Annotated in this window: 20 protein-coding genes and 1 tRNA gene; 9 read left to right on the top strand and 12 right to left on the bottom strand. The window is 60.6% G+C overall.

Features of this window, described 5'->3' with window-relative positions:
• The first annotated feature begins 73 nt into the window (after positions 1-73).
• Positions 74-1,318: a multifunctional CCA addition/repair protein gene (locus ACMGGK_RS02340; protein WP_049299879.1), complete on the top strand. Its 1,245-nt coding sequence runs from the start codon at positions 74-76 to the stop codon at positions 1,316-1,318.
• A 39-nt stretch (positions 1,319-1,357) separates the two neighbouring features.
• Here ACMGGK_RS02340 and bacA read toward each other — a convergent pair whose 3' ends face one another.
• The gene (gene bacA / locus ACMGGK_RS02335; protein ID WP_016930155.1) at positions 1,358-2,182 is read right to left on the bottom strand and encodes an undecaprenyl-diphosphate phosphatase; all 825 of its coding nucleotides are present in this window, start codon (positions 2,180-2,182) and stop codon (positions 1,358-1,360) included.
• Between the two features lie 133 nt (positions 2,183-2,315).
• Entirely contained in the window at positions 2,316-2,675 is a 360-nt protein-coding gene (gene folB / locus ACMGGK_RS02330; protein ID WP_015379095.1) for a bifunctional dihydroneopterin aldolase/7,8-dihydroneopterin epimerase, read from the bottom strand.
• A gap of 107 nt (positions 2,676-2,782) precedes the next feature.
• On the opposite strand from folB, the gene plsY reads away from it, so the two are divergent.
• Complete coding sequence (plsY, locus tag ACMGGK_RS02325) at positions 2,783-3,421, top strand: glycerol-3-phosphate 1-O-acyltransferase PlsY (RefSeq protein ID WP_004937201.1); 639 nt, start codon at positions 2,783-2,785, stop codon at positions 3,419-3,421.
• Positions 3,422-3,451: 30 nt separating this feature from the next.
• Here the strand turns inward: plsY and tsaD are convergent, their stop codons facing one another.
• On the bottom strand, positions 3,452-4,465 hold the full coding sequence (gene tsaD, locus ACMGGK_RS02320) for a tRNA (adenosine(37)-N6)-threonylcarbamoyltransferase complex transferase subunit TsaD (protein WP_048325519.1): 1,014 nt from the start codon (positions 4,463-4,465) through the stop codon (positions 3,452-3,454).
• A 325-nt stretch (positions 4,466-4,790) separates the two neighbouring features.
• On the opposite strand from tsaD, the gene rpsU reads away from it, so the two are divergent.
• The 3 genes from rpsU (at position 4,791) to rpoD (ending at position 8,890) form a co-directional block, all read left to right on the top strand.
• Positions 4,791-5,006, top strand: coding sequence for a 30S ribosomal protein S21 (gene rpsU / locus ACMGGK_RS02315; RefSeq protein ID WP_001144069.1), 216 nt, complete (start codon positions 4,791-4,793; stop codon positions 5,004-5,006).
• Between the two features lie 136 nt (positions 5,007-5,142).
• Positions 5,143-6,891: a DNA primase gene (gene dnaG, locus ACMGGK_RS02310; protein ID WP_016930158.1), complete on the top strand. Its 1,749-nt coding sequence runs from the start codon at positions 5,143-5,145 to the stop codon at positions 6,889-6,891.
• Positions 6,892-7,048: 157 nt separating this feature from the next.
• Positions 7,049-8,890 carry an RNA polymerase sigma factor RpoD gene (gene rpoD, locus ACMGGK_RS02305; RefSeq protein WP_004937194.1) on the top strand — a complete coding sequence of 614 codons (1,842 nt, stop codon included), beginning with the start codon at positions 7,049-7,051 and terminating at the stop codon, positions 8,888-8,890.
• Positions 8,891-8,945: 55 nt separating this feature from the next.
• Here the strand turns inward: rpoD and ACMGGK_RS02300 are convergent, their stop codons facing one another.
• Both ACMGGK_RS02300 and mug read right to left on the bottom strand, forming a co-directional pair.
• Positions 8,946-9,398, bottom strand: coding sequence for an ester cyclase (locus tag ACMGGK_RS02300; RefSeq protein WP_079451628.1), 453 nt, complete (start codon positions 9,396-9,398; stop codon positions 8,946-8,948).
• Positions 9,399-9,415: 17 nt separating this feature from the next.
• Complete coding sequence (gene mug / locus ACMGGK_RS02295; protein ID WP_016930160.1) at positions 9,416-9,904, bottom strand: G/U mismatch-specific DNA glycosylase; 489 nt, start codon at positions 9,902-9,904, stop codon at positions 9,416-9,418.
• 146 nt (positions 9,905-10,050) lie between these two features.
• Between mug and ACMGGK_RS02290 the strand changes: the two genes are divergently transcribed.
• Positions 10,051-10,126 (top strand) — tRNA-Ile (locus tag ACMGGK_RS02290).
• Between the two features lie 106 nt (positions 10,127-10,232).
• Here the strand turns inward: ACMGGK_RS02290 and ACMGGK_RS02285 are convergent.
• Both ACMGGK_RS02285 and ACMGGK_RS02280 read right to left on the bottom strand, forming a co-directional pair.
• Positions 10,233-10,454, bottom strand: coding sequence for a hypothetical protein (locus ACMGGK_RS02285; protein ID WP_164052765.1), 222 nt, complete (start codon positions 10,452-10,454; stop codon positions 10,233-10,235).
• A 265-nt stretch (positions 10,455-10,719) separates the two neighbouring features.
• A complete protein-coding gene (locus ACMGGK_RS02280; protein ID WP_060660224.1) occupies positions 10,720-11,355 on the bottom strand; it encodes a hypothetical protein in 636 nt (211 codons plus the stop codon).
• Between the two features lie 175 nt (positions 11,356-11,530).
• Here ACMGGK_RS02280 and ACMGGK_RS02275 point away from each other — a divergent pair, with 175 nt between their 5' ends.
• Positions 11,531-11,971 carry an aminoglycoside N-acetyltransferase AAC(6')-Ial gene (locus ACMGGK_RS02275; protein WP_016930164.1) on the top strand — a complete coding sequence of 147 codons (441 nt, stop codon included), beginning with the start codon at positions 11,531-11,533 and terminating at the stop codon, positions 11,969-11,971.
• Here the strand turns inward: ACMGGK_RS02275 and ACMGGK_RS02270 are convergent, their stop codons facing one another.
• Positions 11,972-12,688: an HPP family protein gene (locus tag ACMGGK_RS02270; RefSeq protein ID WP_016930165.1), complete on the bottom strand. Its 717-nt coding sequence runs from the start codon at positions 12,686-12,688 to the stop codon at positions 11,972-11,974.
• Positions 12,689-12,860: 172 nt separating this feature from the next.
• On the opposite strand from ACMGGK_RS02270, the gene yfcF reads away from it, so the two are divergent.
• Positions 12,861-13,496 carry a glutathione transferase gene (yfcF, locus tag ACMGGK_RS02265; protein WP_004937171.1) on the top strand — a complete coding sequence of 212 codons (636 nt, stop codon included), beginning with the start codon at positions 12,861-12,863 and terminating at the stop codon, positions 13,494-13,496.
• A gap of 73 nt (positions 13,497-13,569) precedes the next feature.
• Here yfcF and ACMGGK_RS02260 read toward each other — a convergent pair whose 3' ends face one another.
• The 3 genes from ACMGGK_RS02260 to ACMGGK_RS02250 are packed head-to-tail and all read right to left on the bottom strand — an operon-like array spanning position 13,570 to position 17,602.
• Positions 13,570-14,811, bottom strand: coding sequence for an aromatic amino acid transport family protein (locus tag ACMGGK_RS02260; protein ID WP_049299883.1), 1,242 nt, complete (start codon positions 14,809-14,811; stop codon positions 13,570-13,572).
• Positions 14,812-14,869: 58 nt separating this feature from the next.
• Complete coding sequence (locus ACMGGK_RS02255) at positions 14,870-16,324, bottom strand: NAD-dependent succinate-semialdehyde dehydrogenase (protein WP_004937166.1); 1,455 nt, start codon at positions 16,322-16,324, stop codon at positions 14,870-14,872.
• Positions 16,325-16,336: 12 nt separating this feature from the next.
• On the bottom strand, positions 16,337-17,602 hold the full coding sequence (locus ACMGGK_RS02250) for a 4-aminobutyrate--2-oxoglutarate transaminase (RefSeq protein ID WP_016930169.1): 1,266 nt from the start codon (positions 17,600-17,602) through the stop codon (positions 16,337-16,339).
• Positions 17,603-17,723: 121 nt separating this feature from the next.
• Here ACMGGK_RS02250 and ACMGGK_RS02245 point away from each other — a divergent pair, with 121 nt between their 5' ends.
• Positions 17,724-19,196 (top strand): PLP-dependent aminotransferase family protein, encoded by a 1,473-nt coding sequence (locus ACMGGK_RS02245; RefSeq protein ID WP_420276650.1) that lies wholly within the window; start codon positions 17,724-17,726, stop codon positions 19,194-19,196.
• A 22-nt stretch (positions 19,197-19,218) separates the two neighbouring features.
• On the opposite strand, the gene ACMGGK_RS02240 is transcribed toward ACMGGK_RS02245, so the two are convergent.
• Positions 19,219-20,715, bottom strand: coding sequence for an ABC-F family ATP-binding cassette domain-containing protein (locus ACMGGK_RS02240; RefSeq protein WP_420276649.1), 1,497 nt, complete (start codon positions 20,713-20,715; stop codon positions 19,219-19,221).
• Positions 20,716-20,906: the final 191 nt, after the last annotated feature.

The raw sequence follows: 20,906 nt of genomic DNA, 5'->3' as shown, positions 1-20,906 counted from the left end.
TTGGCGCCGACATCCCGCGGCCAATTCATGTAATCTGATAGACAGGGCCTTACACGATATTCAGGAGTCAACAGTGCAGATTTATCTGGTCGGCGGTGCCGTTCGCGACAGCCTGCTCAACATTCCGGTGGTCGATCATGATTGGGTGGTGGTGGGCGCCACGCCGGCGGAGTTGCTGGCGTTGGGCTACCAGCAGGTCGGCAAAGATTTTCCGGTGTTCCTCAATCCCGATACCCACGAGGAGTATGCGCTGGCGCGCACCGAGCGCAAATCCGGCCAAGGGTACACCGGTTTTACCTGCTATGCCGCGCCGGACGTGACGCTGGAAGACGATCTGCTGCGGCGCGATCTGACCATCAACGCCATCGCCCGTTCCGCCGAAGGGGAACTGATTGACCCTTACGGCGGCGTGGCCGATCTGCAGGCGCGCGTGCTGCGCCACGTTTCCGACGCGTTCGGCGAAGATCCGCTGCGCGTGCTGCGCGTGGCGCGATTCAATGCTCGCTTCGCTCATCTGGGTTTTCGCATCGCCGACGAAACGCTGGCCCTGATGCGCCGGATGGCGCACAGCGGTGAACTGGCCGCGCTGACCGCCGAACGCGTCTGGAAAGAAACTGAAAAAGCGCTGCAAAGCCAGAGCCCGCAGGTCTATTTTCAGGTGCTGCGCGACTGCGATGCGCTGGCGGTGCTGTTCCCGGAAATCGACGCGCTGTTCGGCGTGCCGGCCCCCGCCAAGTGGCACCCGGAGATCGACACCGGCGTACACACGCTGATGGCGCTGGCGATGGCCGCCCGCCTCACGCCGGAGGTGGACGTGCGCTTCGCCACGCTGTGCCACGATCTTGGCAAAGGGTTGACGCCGAAAGCGTTCTGGCCGCATCACCACGGCCACGGCCCGGCGGGCGTACGGCTGGTCGAGGCGCTGTGCCAGCGGCTGCGGGTGCCCAACCCGGTGCGCGATCTGAGCAAGCTGGTGGCCGAGTACCATGATTTGATCCACACCGTGAACAAGCTGCGGCCGGAGACCCTGCTGAAGCTGTTCGACGCCATCGACGTCTGGCGCAAGCCCCAAAGGCTGGAGCAGATGATCCTGACCAGCGAAGCGGACGCGCGCGGCCGCACCGGCTTTGAGGAGAATCCTTATCCGCAGGGCGACTATCTGCGCCAGGCGTATCAGGTGGCGAACGCGGTATCGATTAAAGAGGTGGTAGCCAGCGGGCTGCAGGGCACCGCGATCCGCGATGAGCTCAAACGCCGTCGCCAGCAGGCGCTGGCCGACTGGAAGCTCAACCAAACCATCCTCAACGATCAGGCATAAAAAAACCCCGCAGAGCGGGGTTTTTTCTTGCCATCGTGCTTACAGGAATACCATGTAAACCACGGCCGCCACGATAAAGCGGTAGATGGCGAACGGCACGAACGAGATGCGTTTGATCAGCGACAGGAAGGTCTTGATCGCAATCAGCGCCACCACGAAGGCAGTAACGAAACCGACGGCGAACATCGGCAGATCGCTCCAGGTCAAGAAGTGCAGGCTCTTGTACAGATCCAGACCGCTGGCGCCAATCATCATCGGCACCGCCAGGATGAAGGAGAACTCGGACGCCGCATAACGGTTTACGCCCACCAGCATACCGCCGGCGATAGTGGAACCCGAACGGGAGAAGCCCGGCCACAGCGCCAGGCACTGGAAGCAGCCAATCATGAACGCCTGGCGGTAGGTGATGTCATCCAGCCCTTCCGCTCTCGGTTTCTTCGGCTTCAGCCATTCCGCCGCCAGCAACAGCAGGCCGCCGACGACCAACGCGTACATCACGTTTTTCGGCGCGAACAGCGATTTAATCACATCGTGGAATACCAGACCCAGCACCACCGCCGGGATCATCGCCAGCAGGATATGCCCCAGCTTCAGTTGGCCGCTGGTTTTGCCCTCGTGCTCCACTGGCTTGCCGCCGAAATGGATGCCGATCAGGCCGAACAACCGGCGCCAGAACATCACCACCACGGCCAGGATCGACCCCAGTTGGATGATGACTTCAAAGGTTTTGGCTTTGTCGCCGGTAAAACCCAGCCACTCGCCAACGATAATCATATGCCCGGTGGAAGACACCGGCAGAAATTCGGTTAACCCTTCGACAACCCCAAGAACAAACGCAATAAACAGTGAATGCATGTCAGCCATGTGCTTCGCTCACCCCATAAAATAACGGCCATCACATAAAAAAGCGGCAGTGCTTAAAAGACAATGCCGCTAAAACAATTCTCAGGATTAAGACCAGTTTAACGGTCTTTCGTTGCAAGCAGATGACATAAAATCATGCGGGACGAGTGCCGCGCTCAATGATCACGCCGACCCGATTGGCATGTGCTACAGCGCCCGGTTTGCTGACCTTAATACGGACCCACGGGGAATTGAAGCGCTGAAGCAAAATTTCGGATATTTCCTCCGCTACGCGCTCCACCAGCGCGAAGCGGTTCGACTCAACATGCTGGATCACGGCGTCGCTGACATCGGCATAGCTCAGACAGTCATTTACATCGTCGCTGGCGGCGGCCGGCCGGTTATCCCAGCCCATTTCGATATCGAACACCAGCTTCTGACGAATGCCCTGTTCCCACTCATAAACGCCAATGGTGGTAATTACGGTAAGCTCTTCAATAAATACGATATCCATCACGTCATTCTCTGTTTTTGGCCTTGCCGGATACCACTTCCAGCGGAATGTGCGTATTATCCATAGATGTTGCGAGTAAAACGACCATTATTAAACGGAACCGCGTTATGAGTGCTACCGCGCTTGGCATGATTATCTTCGCGTATCTGTGCGGCTCGATTTCCAGCGCGATCCTGGTTTGCCGGATCGCCAGGCTGCCGGATCCGCGTGAACATGGCTCAGGAAACCCCGGGGCGACCAACGTCCTGCGCATCGGCGGCCGGCTGGCGGCGGCGGCGGTGCTGGTGTTCGATATTCTGAAAGGGATGCTGCCGGTCTGGCTGGCCTACAAACTCGATGTGCCGCCGCTGTATCTCGGCCTGACGGCGATCGCCGCCTGCCTGGGGCACATCTATCCGGTGTTCTTCCACTTCCGCGGCGGTAAAGGCGTGGCGACGGCGTTTGGCGCCATCGCGCCTATCGGCTGGGATCTGACCGGCCTGATGACCGGCACCTGGCTGTTGACGGTGCTGCTCAGCGGCTACTCTTCGCTCGGCGCCATCGTCAGCGCGTTGATCGCCCCGTTCTACGTCTGGTGGTTCAAACCGCAGTTCACCTTCCCGGTAGCGATGCTCTCCTGCCTGATCCTGATGCGGCATCACGACAATATTCAGCGCCTGTGGCGCGGCCAGGAAGGCAAGATCTGGGGCAAGTTCCGCAAGAAGAAAAACGACGCGGATAACGGCGACCAGCCGAGAGAAGAATAACAGAAGGGCCGGATAATCCGGCCCTTTGTTTTATACCGCAGGCAGTTCCGCCAGCGGCCAGCGCGGCCGCACGGAAACGCTCAGCGCCGGGTTGGCGCCGCTCTTCAGGCGCACCATGCCGGCATAGGCGATCATCGCGCCGTTGTCGGTGCAAAATTCCGGGCGGGCATAGAACACTTCCCCGCCGCGCTTGTGCATCATCTCCGCCAGTTTGGCGCGCAGCGTGCGGTTGGCGCTCACGCCACCGGCCATCACCAGGCGTTTGAAGCCGGTCTGATCCAACGCGCGTTTGCATTTTATCGCCAGCGTATCCACCACCGCATCCTCGAAGGCGCGGGCGATGTCGGCACGCGTCTGATCGTCGTTGCCGTTGGAGCGAATGGTGTTGGCGGCAAAGGTTTTCAGCCCGGAGAAGCTGAAGTCCAACCCCGGACGATCGGTCATCGGCCGCGGAAAGGTAAAACGCCCCGCCGTGCCCTGCTGCGCCATCTTCGACAGCATCGGCCCGCCGGGATAATCCAGGCCGAGCAGCTTGGCGGTTTTGTCGAACGCTTCGCCGGCGGCATCGTCGATCGACTCGCCCAGCAGTTCATATTCACCGATGCCGGTGACGCTGATCAGCTGAGTGTGGCCGCCGGAGACCAGCAGCGCGACGAACGGGAACGCCGGCGGGTTATCTTCCAGCATCGGCGCCAGCAGGTGGCCTTCCATGTGGTGCACCGGCACCGCCGGCACGTTCCAGGCGAACGCCAGCGCACGCCCCACGGTAGCGCCGACCAGCAGCGCCCCCACCAGGCCCGGCCCGGCGGTGTAAGCCACGCCGTCGATATCGGCCGGGGTCAGGTTGGCCTCTTTCAGCGCCGCCTGAATCAGCGGCACGGTTTTGCGCACGTGATCGCGGGAGGCCAGTTCCGGCACTACGCCGCCGTAGTCGGCGTGCAGCTTCACCTGGCTGTATAATTGGTTGGCCAACAAACCGGTTTGATCGTCATACACTGCAATTCCGGTTTCATCGCAGGACGTTTCTATACCCAGTACTCGCATTACATTTCCCATCATTCACGTGCGGCCGCCAGTCTACCACATTCCGCCGCATTTACCGCCGATGCGGCGCATCTTGTCACCGGCTTGCGCCTATGTCGATGATTCATCCAGAAAATGCCCGAGCGATTAAACACGAGCATTTTTTTCTGATTAGTCTATAATCAGCGCCCGGTGCAAAATTGCGCACGTTGCGGCAGAGCGACGCGGGTTTCAATTTGCTGTGATGCTTTACAAAGCAGCATCCATTGGAGTAAAATTCCGCACCATTTTGAAAAGGCTGGCGCTTGGCCAGCAGCAAACCGAATTTTATTGAGGTGAGAGGCACATGCCGGTAATTAAAGTACGTGAAAACGAGCCATTTGACGTTGCTCTGCGTCGTTTCAAACGCTCTTGCGAAAAAGCGGGTGTTTTAGCTGAAGTTCGTCGTCGTGAGTTTTATGAAAAACCAACTACCGAACGTAAACGCGCTAAAGCTTCTGCTGTGAAACGTCACGCGAAGAAACTGGCTCGCGAAAACGCACGCCGCACTCGTCTGTATTAATTCTTCGGGGGCAACCCCACCGCGTGAATTTCTGATTTTCAAAATCGCGCAGACCGAGTAGTTGCATACGAAGGCCGTGCTTTCCGAAAGGAATGCGCGGCTTGTTCTCGTTTATAGGCTAATGAAGTAAGGGCTTATGGCTGGACGAATTCCGCGCGTATTTATCAATGACTTGCTGGCTCGCACCGACATCGTCGATTTGATCGACGCCCGCGTGAAGCTCAAGAAGCAAGGCAAGAACTATCACGCGTGCTGTCCGTTCCACCACGAAAAGACGCCTTCCTTTACCGTTAATGGCGAAAAGCAGTTTTATCACTGTTTTGGGTGTGGTGCGCACGGCAACGCCGTCGACTTTTTGATGAATTACGACCGACTCGAGTTTGTCGAAACCATCGAAGAACTGGCGACCATGCACGGGCTGGAAGTGCCTTACGAAGCGGGCACCGGGCCAACCCAGATCGAGCGCCATCAGCGCCAGAGCCTGTACCAACTGATGGAACAGCTCAGCGCGTTCTATCAACAGTCACTGCAGCAGTCCTCCGGGGCGCCAGCGCGCAGCTATTTGCAGCAGCGCGGATTGAGTGACGACGTTATTCGCCATTTCGCCATCGGCTTCGCGCCGGCGGGATGGGACAACGCCCTGAAGCGTTTCGGCCGCGACGCCGACTCGCGCCGCGCATTGAACGATGCCGGCATGCTGGTGACTAACGATCAGGGGCGTTCGTACGACCGTTTCCGCGAACGGGTGATGTTCCCCATCCGCGACAAGCGCGGGCGCGTGATCGCCTTCGGCGGCCGCGTCCTGGGCGACGGTATGCCGAAGTACCTGAACTCGCCGGAAACCGAAGTTTTCCATAAGGGCCGCCAGCTGTACGGCCTGTATGAAGCACAGCAGAACCACCCTAACCTGCAGCGGCTGCTGGTGGTGGAAGGGTATATGGACGTGGTGGCGTTGGCGCAATTCGGCATCGACTATGCCGTCGCCTCGCTCGGCACCTCGACGACGGCGGAACACATTCAGCTGTTGTTCCGCGCCACCGACAACGTCGTCTGCTGTTACGACGGCGACCGCGCCGGCCGCGAAGCGGCCTGGCGGGCGCTGGAAACCGCGCTGCCATACCTGAATGACGGGCGCCAGCTGCGGTTCATGTTTTTGCCTGACGGCGAAGATCCGGACACGCTGGTGCGCAAGGAAGGCAAAGAAGCCTTCGAGCAGCGAATGGAGCAGGCGCAGCCGCTGTCCACGTTCCTGTTCGAAAGCCTGCTGCCGCAGGTGGATTTAAGCAGCCCGGACGGGCGCGCCAAGCTGAGCACGCTGGCGCTGCCGCTGATTACTCAGGTGCCGGGCGAAACGTTGCGCTTGTACCTGCGCCAGGAGCTCGGCAACAAGCTGGGGCTGCTGGACGACAGCCAGCTCGACAAGCTGATGCCCAAGCAGGCTGAAAATGCGAATCCTTATCAGGCGCCCCAGCTAAAACGCACAACCATGCGTATACTGATAGGGTTACTGGTGCAAAATCCGCAGTTGGCTACACTTATCCCTTCGCTGGAAGGGTTGGAGCAGACCAAACAGGCGGGATTGCCGCTGTTCGTCGAACTGGTGCAGACCTGTTTGGCGCAGCCGGGCCTGACGACCGGGCAATTGCTGGAGCTGTATCGCGACAACAAATTCAGCCAGCAGCTTGAAACCTTGGCGACCTGGAACCATATGATCGTTGAGGACATGGTCGAGCAGACCTTTTTGGATACATTGGCCAGCCTGTACGACTCGGTGCTCGAGCAACGGCTGGAAACGCTGATCGCCCAGGCCAGAACGCGCGGTCTGAGTGCGGAGGAACGTGAAGAAGTCCGTTCTCTCAACCAGGTTTTAGCGAAGAAAAACTGAATACCAAACGGCTTAAGTGCCGATAATTGCGAGGGCAGAGCCCTGCACAGTGCCGCCATAGTGGGCCGCGGCGATAACGAAAACGCCCCAAATGCTATTGTTGGCGGTTTCGCCGACCGACACCAACCTAAATACTCTGAAGTGTGGATACCGTCTTATGGAGCAAAACCCGCAGTCACAGCTGAAGCTACTTGTCACCCGTGGTAAGGAGCAAGGCTATCTGACCTATGCTGAGGTCAATGACCATCTGCCGGAAGATATCGTCGACTCCGATCAGATCGAAGACATCATCCAGATGATTAACGACATGGGCATCCAGGTGATGGAAGAAGCACCGGACGCCGATGACCTGCTGCTCGCCGAAAACTCGAACAGCACGGACGAAGATGCGGAAGAAGCCGCCGCACAGGTTCTGTCCAGCGTGGAATCCGAAATCGGCCGCACCACCGACCCGGTGCGCATGTACATGCGCGAAATGGGCACCGTCGAACTGCTGACGCGCGAAGGCGAAATCGACATCGCCAAGCGCATCGAAGACGGCATCAACCAGGTACAGTGCTCGGTTGCCGAATACCCGGAAGCCATCACCTACCTGCTTGAGCAGTACGATCGCGTCGAAGCGGGTGAAGCGCGCCTGTCCGATCTGATCACCGGCTTCGTCGATCCTAACGCGGAAGAGGACATCGCCCCCACCGCGACCCACATCGGTTCTGAACTGTCGAGCGAAGAGCAAGACGACGACGAAGAAGATGAAGACGACGAAGACGACGACACCGAAGACGATAACAGCATCGATCCTGAGCTGGCGCGTCAGAAGTTCGCCGAGTTGCGCGATCAGTATGAAGCGACGCGTTTGGTGATCAAGAAAAACGGCCGCAGCCACGCCAGCGCCGCGGACGAGATCTTGAAGCTGTCTGAAGTGTTCAAGCAGTTCCGCCTGGTGCCGAAACAGTTCGACTTCCTGGTCAACAGCATGCGCACCATGATGGACCGCGTTCGCACCCAGGAACGCATCATCATGAAGCTGTGCGTTGAACAGTGCAAAATGCCGAAGAAAAACTTCGTCACCCTGTTCGCCGGCAACGAAACCAGCGATTCCTGGTTTGAAGCCGCGCTGGCGATGGCCAAGCCATGGTCGGAAAAGCTGAAAGACGTTGCTGAAGACGTGCAGCGCAGCCTGCAGAAACTGCGTCAGATCGAAGAAGAGACCGGCCTGACCATCGAGCAGGTCAAAGACATCAACCGTCGCATGTCGATCGGTGAAGCGAAAGCCCGCCGTGCGAAGAAAGAGATGGTTGAGGCCAACCTGCGTCTGGTTATTTCTATCGCCAAGAAATACACCAACCGCGGCCTGCAGTTCCTGGATCTGATCCAGGAAGGCAACATCGGCCTGATGAAAGCGGTAGACAAGTTCGAATACCGCCGCGGCTACAAGTTCTCGACGTACGCCACCTGGTGGATCCGTCAGGCTATCACCCGCTCCATCGCCGACCAGGCGCGCACCATCCGTATTCCGGTGCATATGATTGAGACCATCAACAAGCTCAACCGTATTTCGCGCCAGATGCTGCAAGAGATGGGCCGCGAGCCGACGCCGGAAGAGCTGGCCGAGCGCATGCTGATGCCGGAAGACAAGATCCGCAAAGTGCTGAAGATCGCCAAAGAGCCAATCTCGATGGAAACGCCGATCGGCGACGACGAAGATTCGCATCTGGGCGACTTCATCGAGGATACCACCCTCGAGCTGCCGCTGGATTCCGCGACCTCGGAAAGCCTGCGTTCCGCCACCCACGACGTGCTGGCCGGCCTGACCGCGCGCGAAGCGAAAGTGCTGCGCATGCGTTTCGGCATCGACATGAACACCGATCACACGCTGGAAGAGGTAGGCAAGCAGTTTGACGTTACCCGTGAGCGTATTCGTCAGATCGAAGCCAAGGCGCTGCGCAAGCTGCGTCACCCTAGCCGCTCCGAAGTGCTGCGCAGCTTCCTGGACGACTAAGTCCGGCTGCCGCACCCAAAACAAAAACCCCGGCCTGCCGGGGTTTTTTTATGCCTCAGAACATGCCGTTGCCGCTGGCAGTTTTCTCCGGCACCGGCTGCGTCACGTCCCAGTGTTCAACGATCTTTCCGGCGCTGTCCAGACGGAAGATATCGACGATCGCCGCGGTTTTACCGGCCTCGCGCCCGCTGACTTCCACATGCAAAATCACGAAGTCGCCGTCGACGAACGCCTGTTTAACTTCACTGTGCGAGTTGGGGTAGCGCGTTTTCAGCAGCTCGACAAATTGACGAAAACCCGCCACGCCGTCTTTGGCATTGGGGTTATGCTGTTTGTATTGTTCGCCCAAAAACGGCCGCGCCGCCGCAAAATCCTTGTTGTTCAGCCCCTGCCGATAAAACTCCAGCACGTTTTGCTTGTTGCGCGCTTCCTGCGGCGAATGCCCCGCCTGTGCGGCGCCGGTCACCAACAGCAGCGCCATCAAACAGCCTTTCATCATCGATGTCATCGCACACTCCCCTTATCTCATTGCAGCGCCAGGAACAGCTCGCGATAGCTGGCGGTCAGTTGCTCCAGCGTGGCGCGATTCAATCCGCTGGGGTTGGGCAATACCCAGACCTCGGTTTCTCCCAGCATCATCGTCTGCTTGCCCCAGGGCGCGTTTTTCACCCCGAAGGCGGTGGTGAACGCCTGCTTGCCCAAGATCGCCAGCGCGCGCGGCTGATAGCGCAGGATCTTCTCTTGCAGCGCCTCACCGCCGCTGCGCAACTCGTCGCGCGATAACTCGCTGGCCGCCACCGTCGGGCGCGCCACCAGCGCGGTAATGCCGCAGCCGTTGTCCTTCAGCTGCTGCCACTGCTCCGGCGCCAGCTGGCTCTCGGTAAAGCCGGCCTGATGGATCACCTTCCAGAAGCGGTTGCTGCCGTTGGCAAAAGGATAGCCCTGATGGGCGGAAGAAAGGCCGGGGTTGATGCCGCAAAACACCACCCGCAGATTGGGCGCCAGAAGTTCCATGAGTGTCGTGAGTCCATTGCAGGGATTTACTGCGGTTATCGCAAAATCCGCCAGCAATTACAACAGGCTAGAACTGCGCAGAAAAGCAACATACGGGCGGGTAACAGTAGACCGATGCTTAAGGATTCCCTATAATCTCGCGGCTTGGCCCCTTAGCTCAGTGGTTAGAGCAGGCGACTCATAATCGCTTGGTCGTTGGTTCAAACCCAACAGGGGCCACCAAATTTTAGCTCTAAAATCATATAAAAAAGCCACTTTTCTCGAAGTGGCTTTTTTATTTCTTGCTCACAGTGGCGGCAAAATGGCGGCGGTATGCCAACACTCTCAGCTATCTTTCCCTTCTTAACCAGCCTATAGCCAGACTTACCAGGAAGCCGGCAAAGAAGATCGCGACAGCCGCAGCGATAGATTTCCACCACTCATCAAACCAGAACAAGGCAACAAATGCCGCTATAGAGAACAGGCCAATGACTATGGACTCAGCCAAGTCAGCAGTTTGTCGGCCAACAAATTTAACGAACTTCACAAGAAAGGATTTTAGCCAGTTCATTGATTTTATTACTTAACGATAGGAAGTCATCATCACTTAACCATTAGTTAAAATCCAACCGCTGGCTTTTGATTGATCTATCCGCTATCGGTCGCCTCTCACAAGGCTACACAAAGCAATAGTGACAAACACCAGTAACAGGAATATTGCCGCGCTCAGAATTCGTTGCCACCATTCGTCGAACCAGAACAGTGAGCCAAACGCAGCGACAGAAAATATCCCGCCCAAAATCGCTTCCACAAGGTGCGACAATCCTTTACCGAGCTTACTGCCCCAAGACTTTAGATAGCTCATGATTCACACCTTCACAGAACATTTTCGATTTGCTGGTATAGGCAACAAAGGGTTCAAGATACTCCTCCGCCAGAAAGTAGATCATGTCCAAATTTCGTGGCGTGAGCTTATGGTACGTTGAGGGATATTGTTCCCGCAAACGACGCGAAGAAACGGCGGCCTGTTCAATAATTCCTTGTAAAAGAATGATGTTTAGCCCAGCAATGGTGACACCTTTGAATACCCATTTGAAAAGTGTGCTGCCGATAACCTTTTTCAAAATATGGTGTGTGATTTGCTGAACCAGAATGAACTGCGTCCCCATACGTCCTGTAAGATAACCCTCTACATGGTTTAATTTTTGGCTTAGCACGGTTTGTGTTTGCAGATCCATCCGCTGATAGCAGTCACGGATAATCACCGCTATCAGCTCACGTAGCGGGGCTTCGATACCATAGCCGGCACGAACGACCTTGATGAACCGTTCCGTTTCGATTTCATTGCGGCGCTTAAGCTCTCGACCGCCGAGCCCTGCTCCCTGCCATGTCCTACGAGCACTATAGGCAATGCCCCTTGGTAAAGACTCTATTCCCTCAAGAATTCCTTGAGCTACGGCTTTCGCATCCATAACAATCCCTTATCAGCGCCCTAGCCGTACCCTATACTAACTTCGCTTAAAATATCAACACCCCTTTCATCCTAATGAAGGGCGCCCCTCGGCATAATGGCTTTTTTGTTTCCCGCCGCCGTGCCACACTTCCCTCTCGGCATGCCTGATTTATTCCGACTCAAAAGGACCCCGCATGATCGTCAACTGCGACCACGATAACCTCGACGCCTGGCTGGCGCTGCGCTCAGCGCTGTGGCCCACTTGTCCGTTGGAAGAGCACCGCGCGGAGATGCGCGAAATATTGGCTTCGCCGCATCACACCGCGTTTATGGCGCGGGGGCTGGACGGCGCTTTCGTTGGCTTTGCCGAGGTCGCGCTGCGCCACGATTACGTCAACGGCTGCGAATCGTCGCCGGTGGCGTTTTTGGAAGGGATTTACACCGTCGAATGCGCCCGTCGCCAGGGCTGGGCCGCGCACCTGATCGCGCAGGTGCAGGAGTGGGCGAAGCAACAGGGGTGCAGCGAGCTGGCGTCGGATACCGACATCGCCAACCTGGACTCCCAACGCCTGCATGCAGCGCTGGGCTTTGCCGAAACGGAACGGGTGGTGTTTTACCGCAAAACGCTGGGCTGATCAGGCAATCTTGCTTTGCCGCTGATGCGCCAGTTGCTCGGCGCGCAGCAGGATCTCCTGCAGATCGTCCTCGTCGATATCGAACAGATCCCCCTCCATCAGCGCCTCGTGCAGATCGGCGCGGGTAATGGAAACGGCATCGATCGGCAGATTGGCCGGTTTGGCCTCCGCCGGCGCCAGCGCGTGCGGGTAGCGCCGCCCGGCCAGGTTATTGAACAGAATGGCCAGCGCCGCCAGCAGCACCGAGTTCAGCAGCACCGGGTACAACACGAAGTGGTAGCCCATCTGGTGAATGCCGGGGCCGCCGAGGATGGCGGTCAGCGCCACCGCGCCGCCGGGTGGATGCAGGCAGCGCAGCTTGAACATCAGGCCGATGGCCACTGCAGCCGCCGCGCCGCAGGCCAGGCCGGGATCGGGGATCAGCAGACCGGCGCTGACGCCCACCGTCGCCGCCAGCGCATTGCCGCCGACGATCGACCAGGGCTGCGCCAACGGGCTGTTGGGCACGCCGAACAGCAGCACCGCCGAAGCGCCCATCGGCGCGATAAACCACAGGTTCACCTCGCCCAAAATAAAGTGGCTGATCCAGCCGGCGAGCATCAGCCCCAAACCGGCGCCGACGCTGGAAATCAGCATCTCTCGTTTGCCCACCGCCAGCGGGTGCGGCCACAGGCGCGCGCATCCCACTTTCACCCGTTCTATCCACTGCGTCTTCATGTTACCCAATACGGCTCAATTCACGTGTTGGCAACAAATATATCACATCATCCTGAAGGAACTCACGGCGCCGTAAACCGCGCCGCCCAAGAACTTTTAGGCTAACAGATTGATTTTTAGCCTCCCCTCAACAATGATGAATGTTCCCCCCCTTAACCCCGAGGAACCGCCGATGTCTCAACCGATCACCGAGCTTTATACCGACAGTGAATTTTTCAGCCCGTACGCCATGTCCGCCTTTGTCGTGCTGACGGAAAAAGGCATTCCGTTCACCGTGAAGCCGGTGGATCTGGCGAAAGAAGAGAACAAAGAGGCGGCCTACGCGGCGCTGTCGCTCACCCGTCGGGTGCCGACGCTGGCGATCGGCGAATTCCAGCTCTCAGAGTCTTCGGCGATCGCCGAATACCTGGAAGACATCCACCCGGCCCACGCCGTGTACCCGCGCGACGTGAAGCTGCGCGCCAAGGCGCGCGAGATCCAGGCCTGGCTGCGCAGCGATCTGCTGCCGATCCGCGCCGAGCGTTCGACCGAGGTAGTGTTCAACAACGGCAAGTTCCCGCCGCTGTCCGAAGCCGCGCAGGAGGCCGCGCGCAAGCTGATCGCCGCCGTGGAAAAGCTGCTGAGCCACGGGCAGGATAATCTGTTCAGGGAGTGGTGCATCGCCGACACCGATCTGGCGCTGATGCTCAACCGGCTGGTGATGCACGGCGATCCGGTGCCGGAGCGCGTGCGCCACTATGCGCACAAGCAGTGGCAGCGCCCGTCGGTGCAGGCCTGGTTGGCGTTGTCGGAAAAACGGCGCGCCTGAGAAAAAAATCGGCGGCCACGACGCCGCCGTTCTCAATGCCGAGAAACAACATCACTGCTTGAGGGAAGGCAAATCACCATCCAGAGGGCAGATAGCCTAACAATGAAGCGATGGCGTACACCGCGCTGGCCAGGTACAGCAACACAATGCTGACCTGCAGCAGCGGGTGCGTGATCCAGTTGCACTGCCAGCGTGGTGTTTGGTCGCCGTGTTTGCGCGCGCCGCGCAGGATCAGCATCGGCATGATCGACAGGATCACCCCGCTGAACACCCCGGCGAAGTAGAGCGCGTTGACGAATGACACCAGCCCGCTGTAGGCCAGCGCGAACGGCGGCACCACCACCAGCAGCAGCACGCCGAAGCGGCGCAGCGGCAGCTCGTCGTTGCCCAGCCGGAACTTGTCGAAAATATTGGTCAGAAAACTGCCGCCCAACCCCCAGTACGAGGTCAGCATCGCGCACAGCGCGAAGATGTTGGCGGAGAAGAACGCCCACTGCCCCAGCGCCTGGCCCCAGGAAATGGTGGCCACATCGGAGATGTCATCCAGCCCGCTGAGCGCAATCACCGACATCGGCACCGCCGCCAGCAAAATGAAGGTCACGACCATGCCGACGATGATCGCCTTCGGCAGTTGTTCCGGCTTGTCGGCGAAGCCGCGCGCCATCTCCGGCACGATGTACTGCGCCGAGAAGCAGAACACCACCACGTTGAACACCGGCACCATATAGCGCCAGTCGCCGTCCAGCAGGTTGCGCATCTGGGTGGTGTCTTTCAGCAGCGTCGCCGCTACCAGCACGGTCAACATCACCACCATGCCGATGCTGATGAACTTTTCGCCGCGGCCGATCGCTTTCAAACCGAGGTACAGCACGCCGGCGGCGGGCACGAAGAACAGCAGGCTGCCCAGCGCCGGCGAGATGCCGAACAGCGATTGCAGCAGCTTGCCGCTGCCGGTCATGTAGGCGGTAAGCGCCCCGACGCTGTTGACGCACACCGAAGCGAACATCAGCCAGGCGCCCAGGCCGCCGACGTAGCGCTTCGCCAGCCCGCTCAGCTGCAGATGCGCGCGGGTGCGCAACGTAGATTCGGCAACGTACAGCATGGTGATGGTGGTCAGGCTCCCCACCAGCACCAGCCAAAACAGCAGCGGCAGGAAACCGGCCTTGCTGGAGGCGTAGGCGATGGAGAGCACCCCGGCGCCGATGTTGGTGCCGACGATCATCGCCACCCCTTCGAGGAAACTTAACGATTTGGCGGGTGCAGGTGCTCGCACCCCGGCGGCAAGCGCCGGAGAAACAGAGATATTATCAGACATGCATCATCCTTTATCGCCCGGCGACGCTGGCCGCCGGGATGGGTTAACGTCCTGACGCTCAACGGCTCACATCGATACACAGGTATTTCAGCTCCAAATATTCTTCTATCCCGTAGCGCGATCCTTCACGCCCGAGCCCTGACTGTTTCACGCCGCCGAACGGCGCCACTTCGTTGGAAATCAGCCCGGTGTTGATGCCGACCATACCGTACTCCAGCGCTTCCGGCACGCGCCACTGGCGCGCGGCGTTCTGCGTGAACAGGTAGGCGGCCAGGCCGAATTCGGTGTCGTTGGCCATGGCGATGGCTTCCGCCTCGTCATGGAAGCGGAACAGCGGCGCCACCGGCCCGAAGGTCTCTTCTTTGGCGAAGCGCATCTTCTGCGTTACGCCGGTCACCACCGTCGGCTGGAAGAAGGTGCCGCCCAGCGCGTGCGGCTGGCCGCCGGTGGCGATCTGCGCCCCTTTGATCAGCGCGTCGTCGATATGGCTCTGCACCTTCGCTACCGCATCGCTGTCGATCAGCGGCCCCTGGGTGGTGCCTTCCTGGCTGCCGTCGCCGACTTTCAACTGCTCGACCGCCGCCACCAGTTTCTCCGCCAGCCGCTCGTAGATGCCGTCCTGCACGTAGATGCGGTTAGCGCACACGCAGGTCTGGCCGCTGTTGCGGAACTTGGAGGCCATGATGCCCGCCACCGCCGCGTCCAGATTGGCGTCGTCGAACACGATGACCGGCGCGTTACCGCCCAGCTCCAGCGACAGTTTCTTGATGCTCGGCGCGCACTGCGCCATCAGGATGCGGCCGACCTCGGTCGAGCCGGTAAAGCTCAGCTTGCGCACTACCGGACTGTCGCACAACACCTTGCCCACCTGCGCCGCTTCGCCGGTCACCACCTGCAACACGCCGGCGGGAATGCCGGCGTCCTGCGCCAGCTTGGCCAGCGCCAGCGCGGTCAGCGGCGTTTGCTCGGCCGGTTTGACGATGATGGCGCAACCGGCCGCCAGCGCCGGCGCCACCTTGCGGGTGATCATCGCCGCCGGGAAATTCCACGGGGTGATGGCCGCGCACACGCCGATCGGCTGCTTCACCACCACCAGGCGCTGCGAAGCCTGCGGCGCCTGCAATACCGCGCCGTCCACCCGCTTGGCCTCTTCGGCGAACCAGGTGATGAACGACGCGGCGTAGGCCACTTCGCCGCGCGCTTCCGCCAGCGATTTGCCCTGCTCGGCGGTCATCAGCTGCGCCAGATCTTCCTGCGCGGCCAGCACCTTGTCGGCCCAGGCCAACAGCAGCGCGGAACGCTGCTTGGCGGTCAGCTGTTTCCAGTCGTTTTGCGCCCGCTGCGCCGCCGCGATCGCCTGCTGGGTTTCCTCTTCGCTGACCAGCGGAATGCTGGCCAGCTCGGCGCCGGTGGCCGGGTTGATCACCGCTTCGCGCTTGCCGCTCAGGGCATCGCACCATTCGCCGTTGATCAGACACTGGCTGCGCAACAGCTCGGGATTGTTCAATTTCATGCCGTTCGCTCCTTAGTGGGCCAGCGCGCGGGACAGGATGCCCATCGCCTTGGTGAACTGATCGTCCGGAATGGTCAGCGGGTAGAGGAAGCGGATCACGTTGCCGTTCACACCGCAGCTCAGCAGCAGCAGCCCTTCCTCCATCGCCTTCTGCTGCACCTGACGGGTGATCTCCGCCGAAGGCTTGCCGGTAGCCGGATCGTTGAACTCCACCGCCACCATCGATCCCTGCGCGCGCACATCGGCGATCGCCGGGCTGGTTTTGCGCGCCTGCTGCAACACTTCCACCAGGTGCTGCCCCAAGCGCTGAGCGCGCTGGCACAGCTGCTCTTCTTCAATCACGTCCAGCACCGCGTGCGCGGCGGCCACCGCCAGCGGGTTACCGGCATAGGTGCCGCCCAACCCGCCCGGCGCCGGCGCGTCCATCACCTCGGCGCGGCCCGCCACCGCCGACAGCGGCATGCCGCCCGCCAGGCTTTTCGCCATAGTGATCAAATCGGGCTTAACGCTGTAGTGCTCCATGGCGAACAGCTTGCCGGTACGGGCGAAGCCGGTCTGCACTTCGTCGGCGATCAGCAGGATGCCGTGCTGGTCGCACAGCGCGCGCAGCGCCTGCATGAAATCGGCCGGCGCCACGTTGAAACCGCCCTCGCCCTGCACCGGCTCCAGCACAATGGCCGCCACCTGCTTGGGATCGATATCCGCTTTAAACAGGCGATCCAGGCTGTTCATCGCGTCTTCGGTGGTCACGCCGTACAGCGCGTTCGGGTACTGGCCGTGGAACACCGAGCCGGGGAATGGGCCAAAGCCCAGTTTGTAAGGCGCCACTTTGCCGGTCAGCGCCATGGTCATATAGGTGCGGCCGTGGAAGCCGCCGCCGAAGGTGATCAAGCCCGGACGGCCGGTGTAAGCGCGGGCAATCTTCACCGCGTTTTCCACCGCTTCCGCGCCGGTGGTGAAGAAAGCGGTTTTACACGGACCGGCGATCGGCGCGCGTTGGTTGATGCGCTCCGCCAACGAGACATAGCTTTCGTAAGGAACGATCTGATAGGCGGTGTGGGTGAAGGCCTGCAGCTGCTTTTCAATTGCGGCGATCACTTTCGGGTGGCGATGGCCGGTGTTCAGCACGGCGATCCCCGAGGCGAAGTCGATCACTTCCTTGCCTTCCACATCCCACAGCGTAGCGTTCTCTGCGCGCTCGGCGTAAAAACCACACATCACGCCCACTCCGCGCGGGGTGGCGTCCTGACGGCGTTGGTTCAATTCTGCGTTTTTCATGCTGTTCTCTCCGATCGGTGCCAGTTACACGTTTCGTTCACATTCGTGAAACAATGACGTTTATTTACACAGGATGTGGCCCTATAATCGAGTGCCAGTTACGAATAATTGAGGGATCCAATTGCGCTCATTGAGTGGTGATCTGTTGCTGCAGCGCCTCGGCGAACAGCCCGATGACAAGCTGCACAAGCGGCTTTACAACGCGATCCGCACCAGCATTCTCGATGGCAGCCTGCCGCCCTCCAGCCGCCTGCCCGCCTCGCGCGATCTGGCGCAGGAGCTCAGCCTGTCACGCAACACCGTGTTAACCGTTTATGAACAACTGCTGGCGGAGGGCTACGTGTCGGCGCGCGCCGGCAGCGGCACCTTCGTCGCCGACACGGTGCCGGACAGCTGCCTGTCCACCGGCGGCGTTCCGGCGGACGGCAGCGGGCAACCGCGGCGCGTCGAACTGTCGGAGCGCGGCGCCACGCTGCTGCACCACGCCAGCGCCAGCCCCAAACAGTGGGGGGCGTTCATTCCCGGCGTCCCCGACGTCAACGCCTTTCCTCATCAGCTGTTCAGCAAGATCCAGGCGCGCCTCAGCCGCCGCCCGACGCCGCAGCGGCTGACCTACAGCAATCAGGGCGGCAGCCCGGAGCTGCAGCATGCGTTGGTGGAGTATTTACGGGTGGCGCGCTCGGTGCGCTGCTCGCCGGAACAGATCCTGATCACTGAAGGCATCCATCAGGCGATCGATCTGGTGACGCGCATGTTGTGCAATCCGGGGGATGACGCCTGGATCGAAGAGCCGGGCTATTGGGGGATCCGCAATATCCTGCGCATCAATGCGCTGAACATCTGCCCGCTGGCGGTGGACGAGGCCGGGCTGGTGCCGCCGGAGCAGCCAACGACGCCGCCCCGCCTGATTTTCGTCACCCCGTCGCACCAATATCCGCTCGGCTCGGTGATGAGCCTGGCGCGCCGCCAACGGCTGCTGGCGCTGGCGCGGAACGCCGGCGGCTGGATCGTCGAGGACGATTACGACAGCGAATTCCGCTTTTCCGGCCAACCGATCCCGGCGCTGCAGGGGCTGGAAGCCGATGCGCCGGTGATCTACATCGGCACCTTCAGCAAAACGCTCTACCCGGCGCTGCGTCTCGGCTATGTGGTGTTGCCGCCGCCGCTGGTTCAGGCGCTGAAAACCGCCCACGCCGAGCTGTACCGCGGCGGGCACCTGCTGATCCAGAGCGCGCTGGCGGAGTTTATTCAGGCGGGGCACTACACGGCGCATATCCGTCGCATGCGGCTGCTGTACGCCCGGCGGCGCGCCTTCCTGACCGGATTGATCGAACGGCACCTCGGCAAACAGGCGCTCAGCGAGTTCAACAGCAACGCCGGATTGCACCTGATCCTCAACCTGCCGGACGAGGCCGACGACGTGGCGATCGCCGCCGCCGCCGGCGCGCAAGGGGTGCTGGTGAGGCCGCTGTCGCGCTACTACATGCTGCCCAACCGCCGGCGCGGCCTGCTGATGGGCTTTGCCTGCGTGCCGGAAGAGCAAATGGCCGCCGCCTTCACCCAACTGCTGGCGTGCATCAACGCCCCGCACTAAGTCAGCGCGCCGCCCGCCTGCCTCACCAGGCCTGAAACCGCCAGCCGTCCGCCTGTCGGTGCAGGCGGTGCGTCGGCCGCAGCGCCTGCAGGAAGTCTTCGTCGTGCGACACCACCAGCATCGCGCCGGGGAAATCCGCCAGCGCGGTTTCGATCGCCAGCGACGACGCCAGATCCAGGTGGTTGGTCGGCTCGTCGAGCAACAGCAGCTGCGCCGGTTGTCGCCGCCAGAGCGCACAGGCCAGCGCCGCCTTCAGCCGTTCTCCGCCGCTCAGCGAGCCCAGCGGCAACGCGATGCGATCCGCGCCAAGCTGCAGCTGCGCCAGCCGGGTGCGCAACGCCCCTTCCGCCAACGGCGAATCCTGCAGCCCCAGATGTTCCATTACTGACAGGCCCGGATCGAGCTGCGACAGGGTTTGATCGAGGTAGGCCGTCGACAGCGGGCAATGACAATGGCCGGAAAGCGCCGCCAACTGACCGAGAACGGTCTTCAGCAAGGTGGATTTGCCGCAGCCGTTGGGGCCGGTCAACGCCACGCGCATCGGACCGTCGATCCGCAAATCCAGCGGCGGCGCGCTGACGAACGGCAACTGCAGCCGCTCGAGCACCAGCACCTGCTTGTTTGCGTTCACTTCACTGCCGGGCAGCGCCAGCAACACCGGCTGTTCTTCTTCCACCCGCTGGTAGGCTTCGCGCACCGCCGCATCGAGGCTGTCGCGCCGATCCTGATGCTGTTTGCGCAGCGTGCCGAGGCTCTCCTTCGCCGCCGACTTGTAGGCCACCTGTTCGAAAGAGGCGATATTCAGCGTATCGACGACGCGCAGCGTTTGCGCCGAGCGCCGCTGGCTCATGTCGTGCTCTTTCTGTTGGCGGGCGCGGGTGCGGCGGCGCTCCTCGCGCGCCAGCAGCTGCCGGTCATGGCTGGCGATCAGCAACCCGCCCCGCCACTGATCCAGCTGTTGATACAGCCAGGCGCGCCCGGCGCTGTCGAGGTGGTTGGTCGGTTCATCCAGCAGCAGAAAATCCGCCTCGCCCAGCAAGGCGCCGCACAGGGCCGCGCGCATCCGCTCGCCGCCGCTCAGCGAACTGGCGGATCGCAACGGATCGAAGGCCGGCAGCCCGGCAGCGGCAAAGGCGTTTTGCAGGCGATCGTGGAGATCCCAGCGCCCTTCCAGACGATCGATATCGTCCACCAGCGGCCGCCCCTGCTCGAGACGCGCCAGCGCGGCGAACGCCTCACCATAGCCCAACAGCTGGGCCAGCGTGGTGTGCGGCGCGATCTCCGGTTGCTGTGCAACGTAAGCTACTGTGGCATGAGATTCGATGTGCCCGTTGCCCGGTTGATCCAGCCCGGCGATCAGGCGCAGCAGCTGGGTTTTGCCGACGCCGTTGCGCCCCACCAGGCCGCAGCGCTGCCGGTCGAAAGCAAGATCCAGCGGGCCGAACAGCGTTTCGCCGTCAGCAAATTGGCAGGTCAGTTGATGTAAAACGAAATAAGGGGACTGCGCTGAATGAGCCATAAGCACTCCTGAATGAGATCAAAACATCCCCACAGGGCGCGAGAGCGCACAGCGTGGGACACGATATCAACAGGTGTGGGTGTTCATTTTCGGTAATGGCTCCGCAGAGAGAAGGAATTTGCAACGCGTAAAGGCTAACCGATCTTTTGTTCGTTATGCAAACAGAGTCTGAGATTCATGACATCTATCAC

The sequence above is a fragment of the Serratia sp. BNK-33-b genome (genome assembly GCF_048684565.1).
In the GTDB taxonomy this organism is placed as follows: Bacteria; Pseudomonadota; Gammaproteobacteria; order Enterobacterales; family Enterobacteriaceae; genus Serratia; species Serratia marcescens.
Note: the sequence above shows the minus strand (reverse complement) of the source record. Positions and strands in the feature narration are given on the sequence as shown.

Excerpts from the sequence above, each read along its gene's own strand:
- bacA (WP_016930155.1), bottom strand. The coding sequence starts at position 2,182 with ATGGCTGACATGCATTCACTGTTTATTGCGTTTGTTCTTGGGGTTGTC.
- folB (WP_015379095.1), bottom strand. The coding sequence starts at position 2,675 with ATGGATATCGTATTTATTGAAGAGCTTACCGTAATTACCACCATTGGC.
- plsY (WP_004937201.1), top strand. The coding sequence starts at position 2,783 with ATGAGTGCTACCGCGCTTGGCATGATTATCTTCGCGTATCTGTGCGGC.
- tsaD (WP_048325519.1), bottom strand. The coding sequence starts at position 4,465 with ATGCGAGTACTGGGTATAGAAACGTCCTGCGATGAAACCGGAATTGCA.
- rpsU (WP_001144069.1), top strand. The coding sequence starts at position 4,791 with ATGCCGGTAATTAAAGTACGTGAAAACGAGCCATTTGACGTTGCTCTG.
- dnaG (WP_016930158.1), top strand. The coding sequence starts at position 5,143 with ATGGCTGGACGAATTCCGCGCGTATTTATCAATGACTTGCTGGCTCGC.
- rpoD (WP_004937194.1), top strand. The coding sequence starts at position 7,049 with ATGGAGCAAAACCCGCAGTCACAGCTGAAGCTACTTGTCACCCGTGGT.
- ACMGGK_RS02300 (WP_079451628.1), bottom strand. The coding sequence starts at position 9,398 with ATGACATCGATGATGAAAGGCTGTTTGATGGCGCTGCTGTTGGTGACC.
- mug (WP_016930160.1), bottom strand. The coding sequence starts at position 9,904 with ATGGAACTTCTGGCGCCCAATCTGCGGGTGGTGTTTTGCGGCATCAAC.
- ACMGGK_RS02285 (WP_164052765.1), bottom strand. The coding sequence starts at position 10,454 with ATGAACTGGCTAAAATCCTTTCTTGTGAAGTTCGTTAAATTTGTTGGC.
- ACMGGK_RS02280 (WP_060660224.1), bottom strand. The coding sequence starts at position 11,355 with ATGGATGCGAAAGCCGTAGCTCAAGGAATTCTTGAGGGAATAGAGTCT.
- ACMGGK_RS02275 (WP_016930164.1), top strand. The coding sequence starts at position 11,531 with ATGATCGTCAACTGCGACCACGATAACCTCGACGCCTGGCTGGCGCTG.
- ACMGGK_RS02270 (WP_016930165.1), bottom strand. The coding sequence starts at position 12,688 with ATGAAGACGCAGTGGATAGAACGGGTGAAAGTGGGATGCGCGCGCCTG.
- yfcF (WP_004937171.1), top strand. The coding sequence starts at position 12,861 with ATGTCTCAACCGATCACCGAGCTTTATACCGACAGTGAATTTTTCAGC.
- ACMGGK_RS02260 (WP_049299883.1), bottom strand. The coding sequence starts at position 14,811 with ATGTCTGATAATATCTCTGTTTCTCCGGCGCTTGCCGCCGGGGTGCGA.
- ACMGGK_RS02255 (WP_004937166.1), bottom strand. The coding sequence starts at position 16,324 with ATGAAATTGAACAATCCCGAGCTGTTGCGCAGCCAGTGTCTGATCAAC.
- ACMGGK_RS02250 (WP_016930169.1), bottom strand. The coding sequence starts at position 17,602 with ATGAAAAACGCAGAATTGAACCAACGCCGTCAGGACGCCACCCCGCGC.
- ACMGGK_RS02240 (WP_420276649.1), bottom strand. The coding sequence starts at position 20,715 with ATGGCTCATTCAGCGCAGTCCCCTTATTTCGTTTTACATCAACTGACC.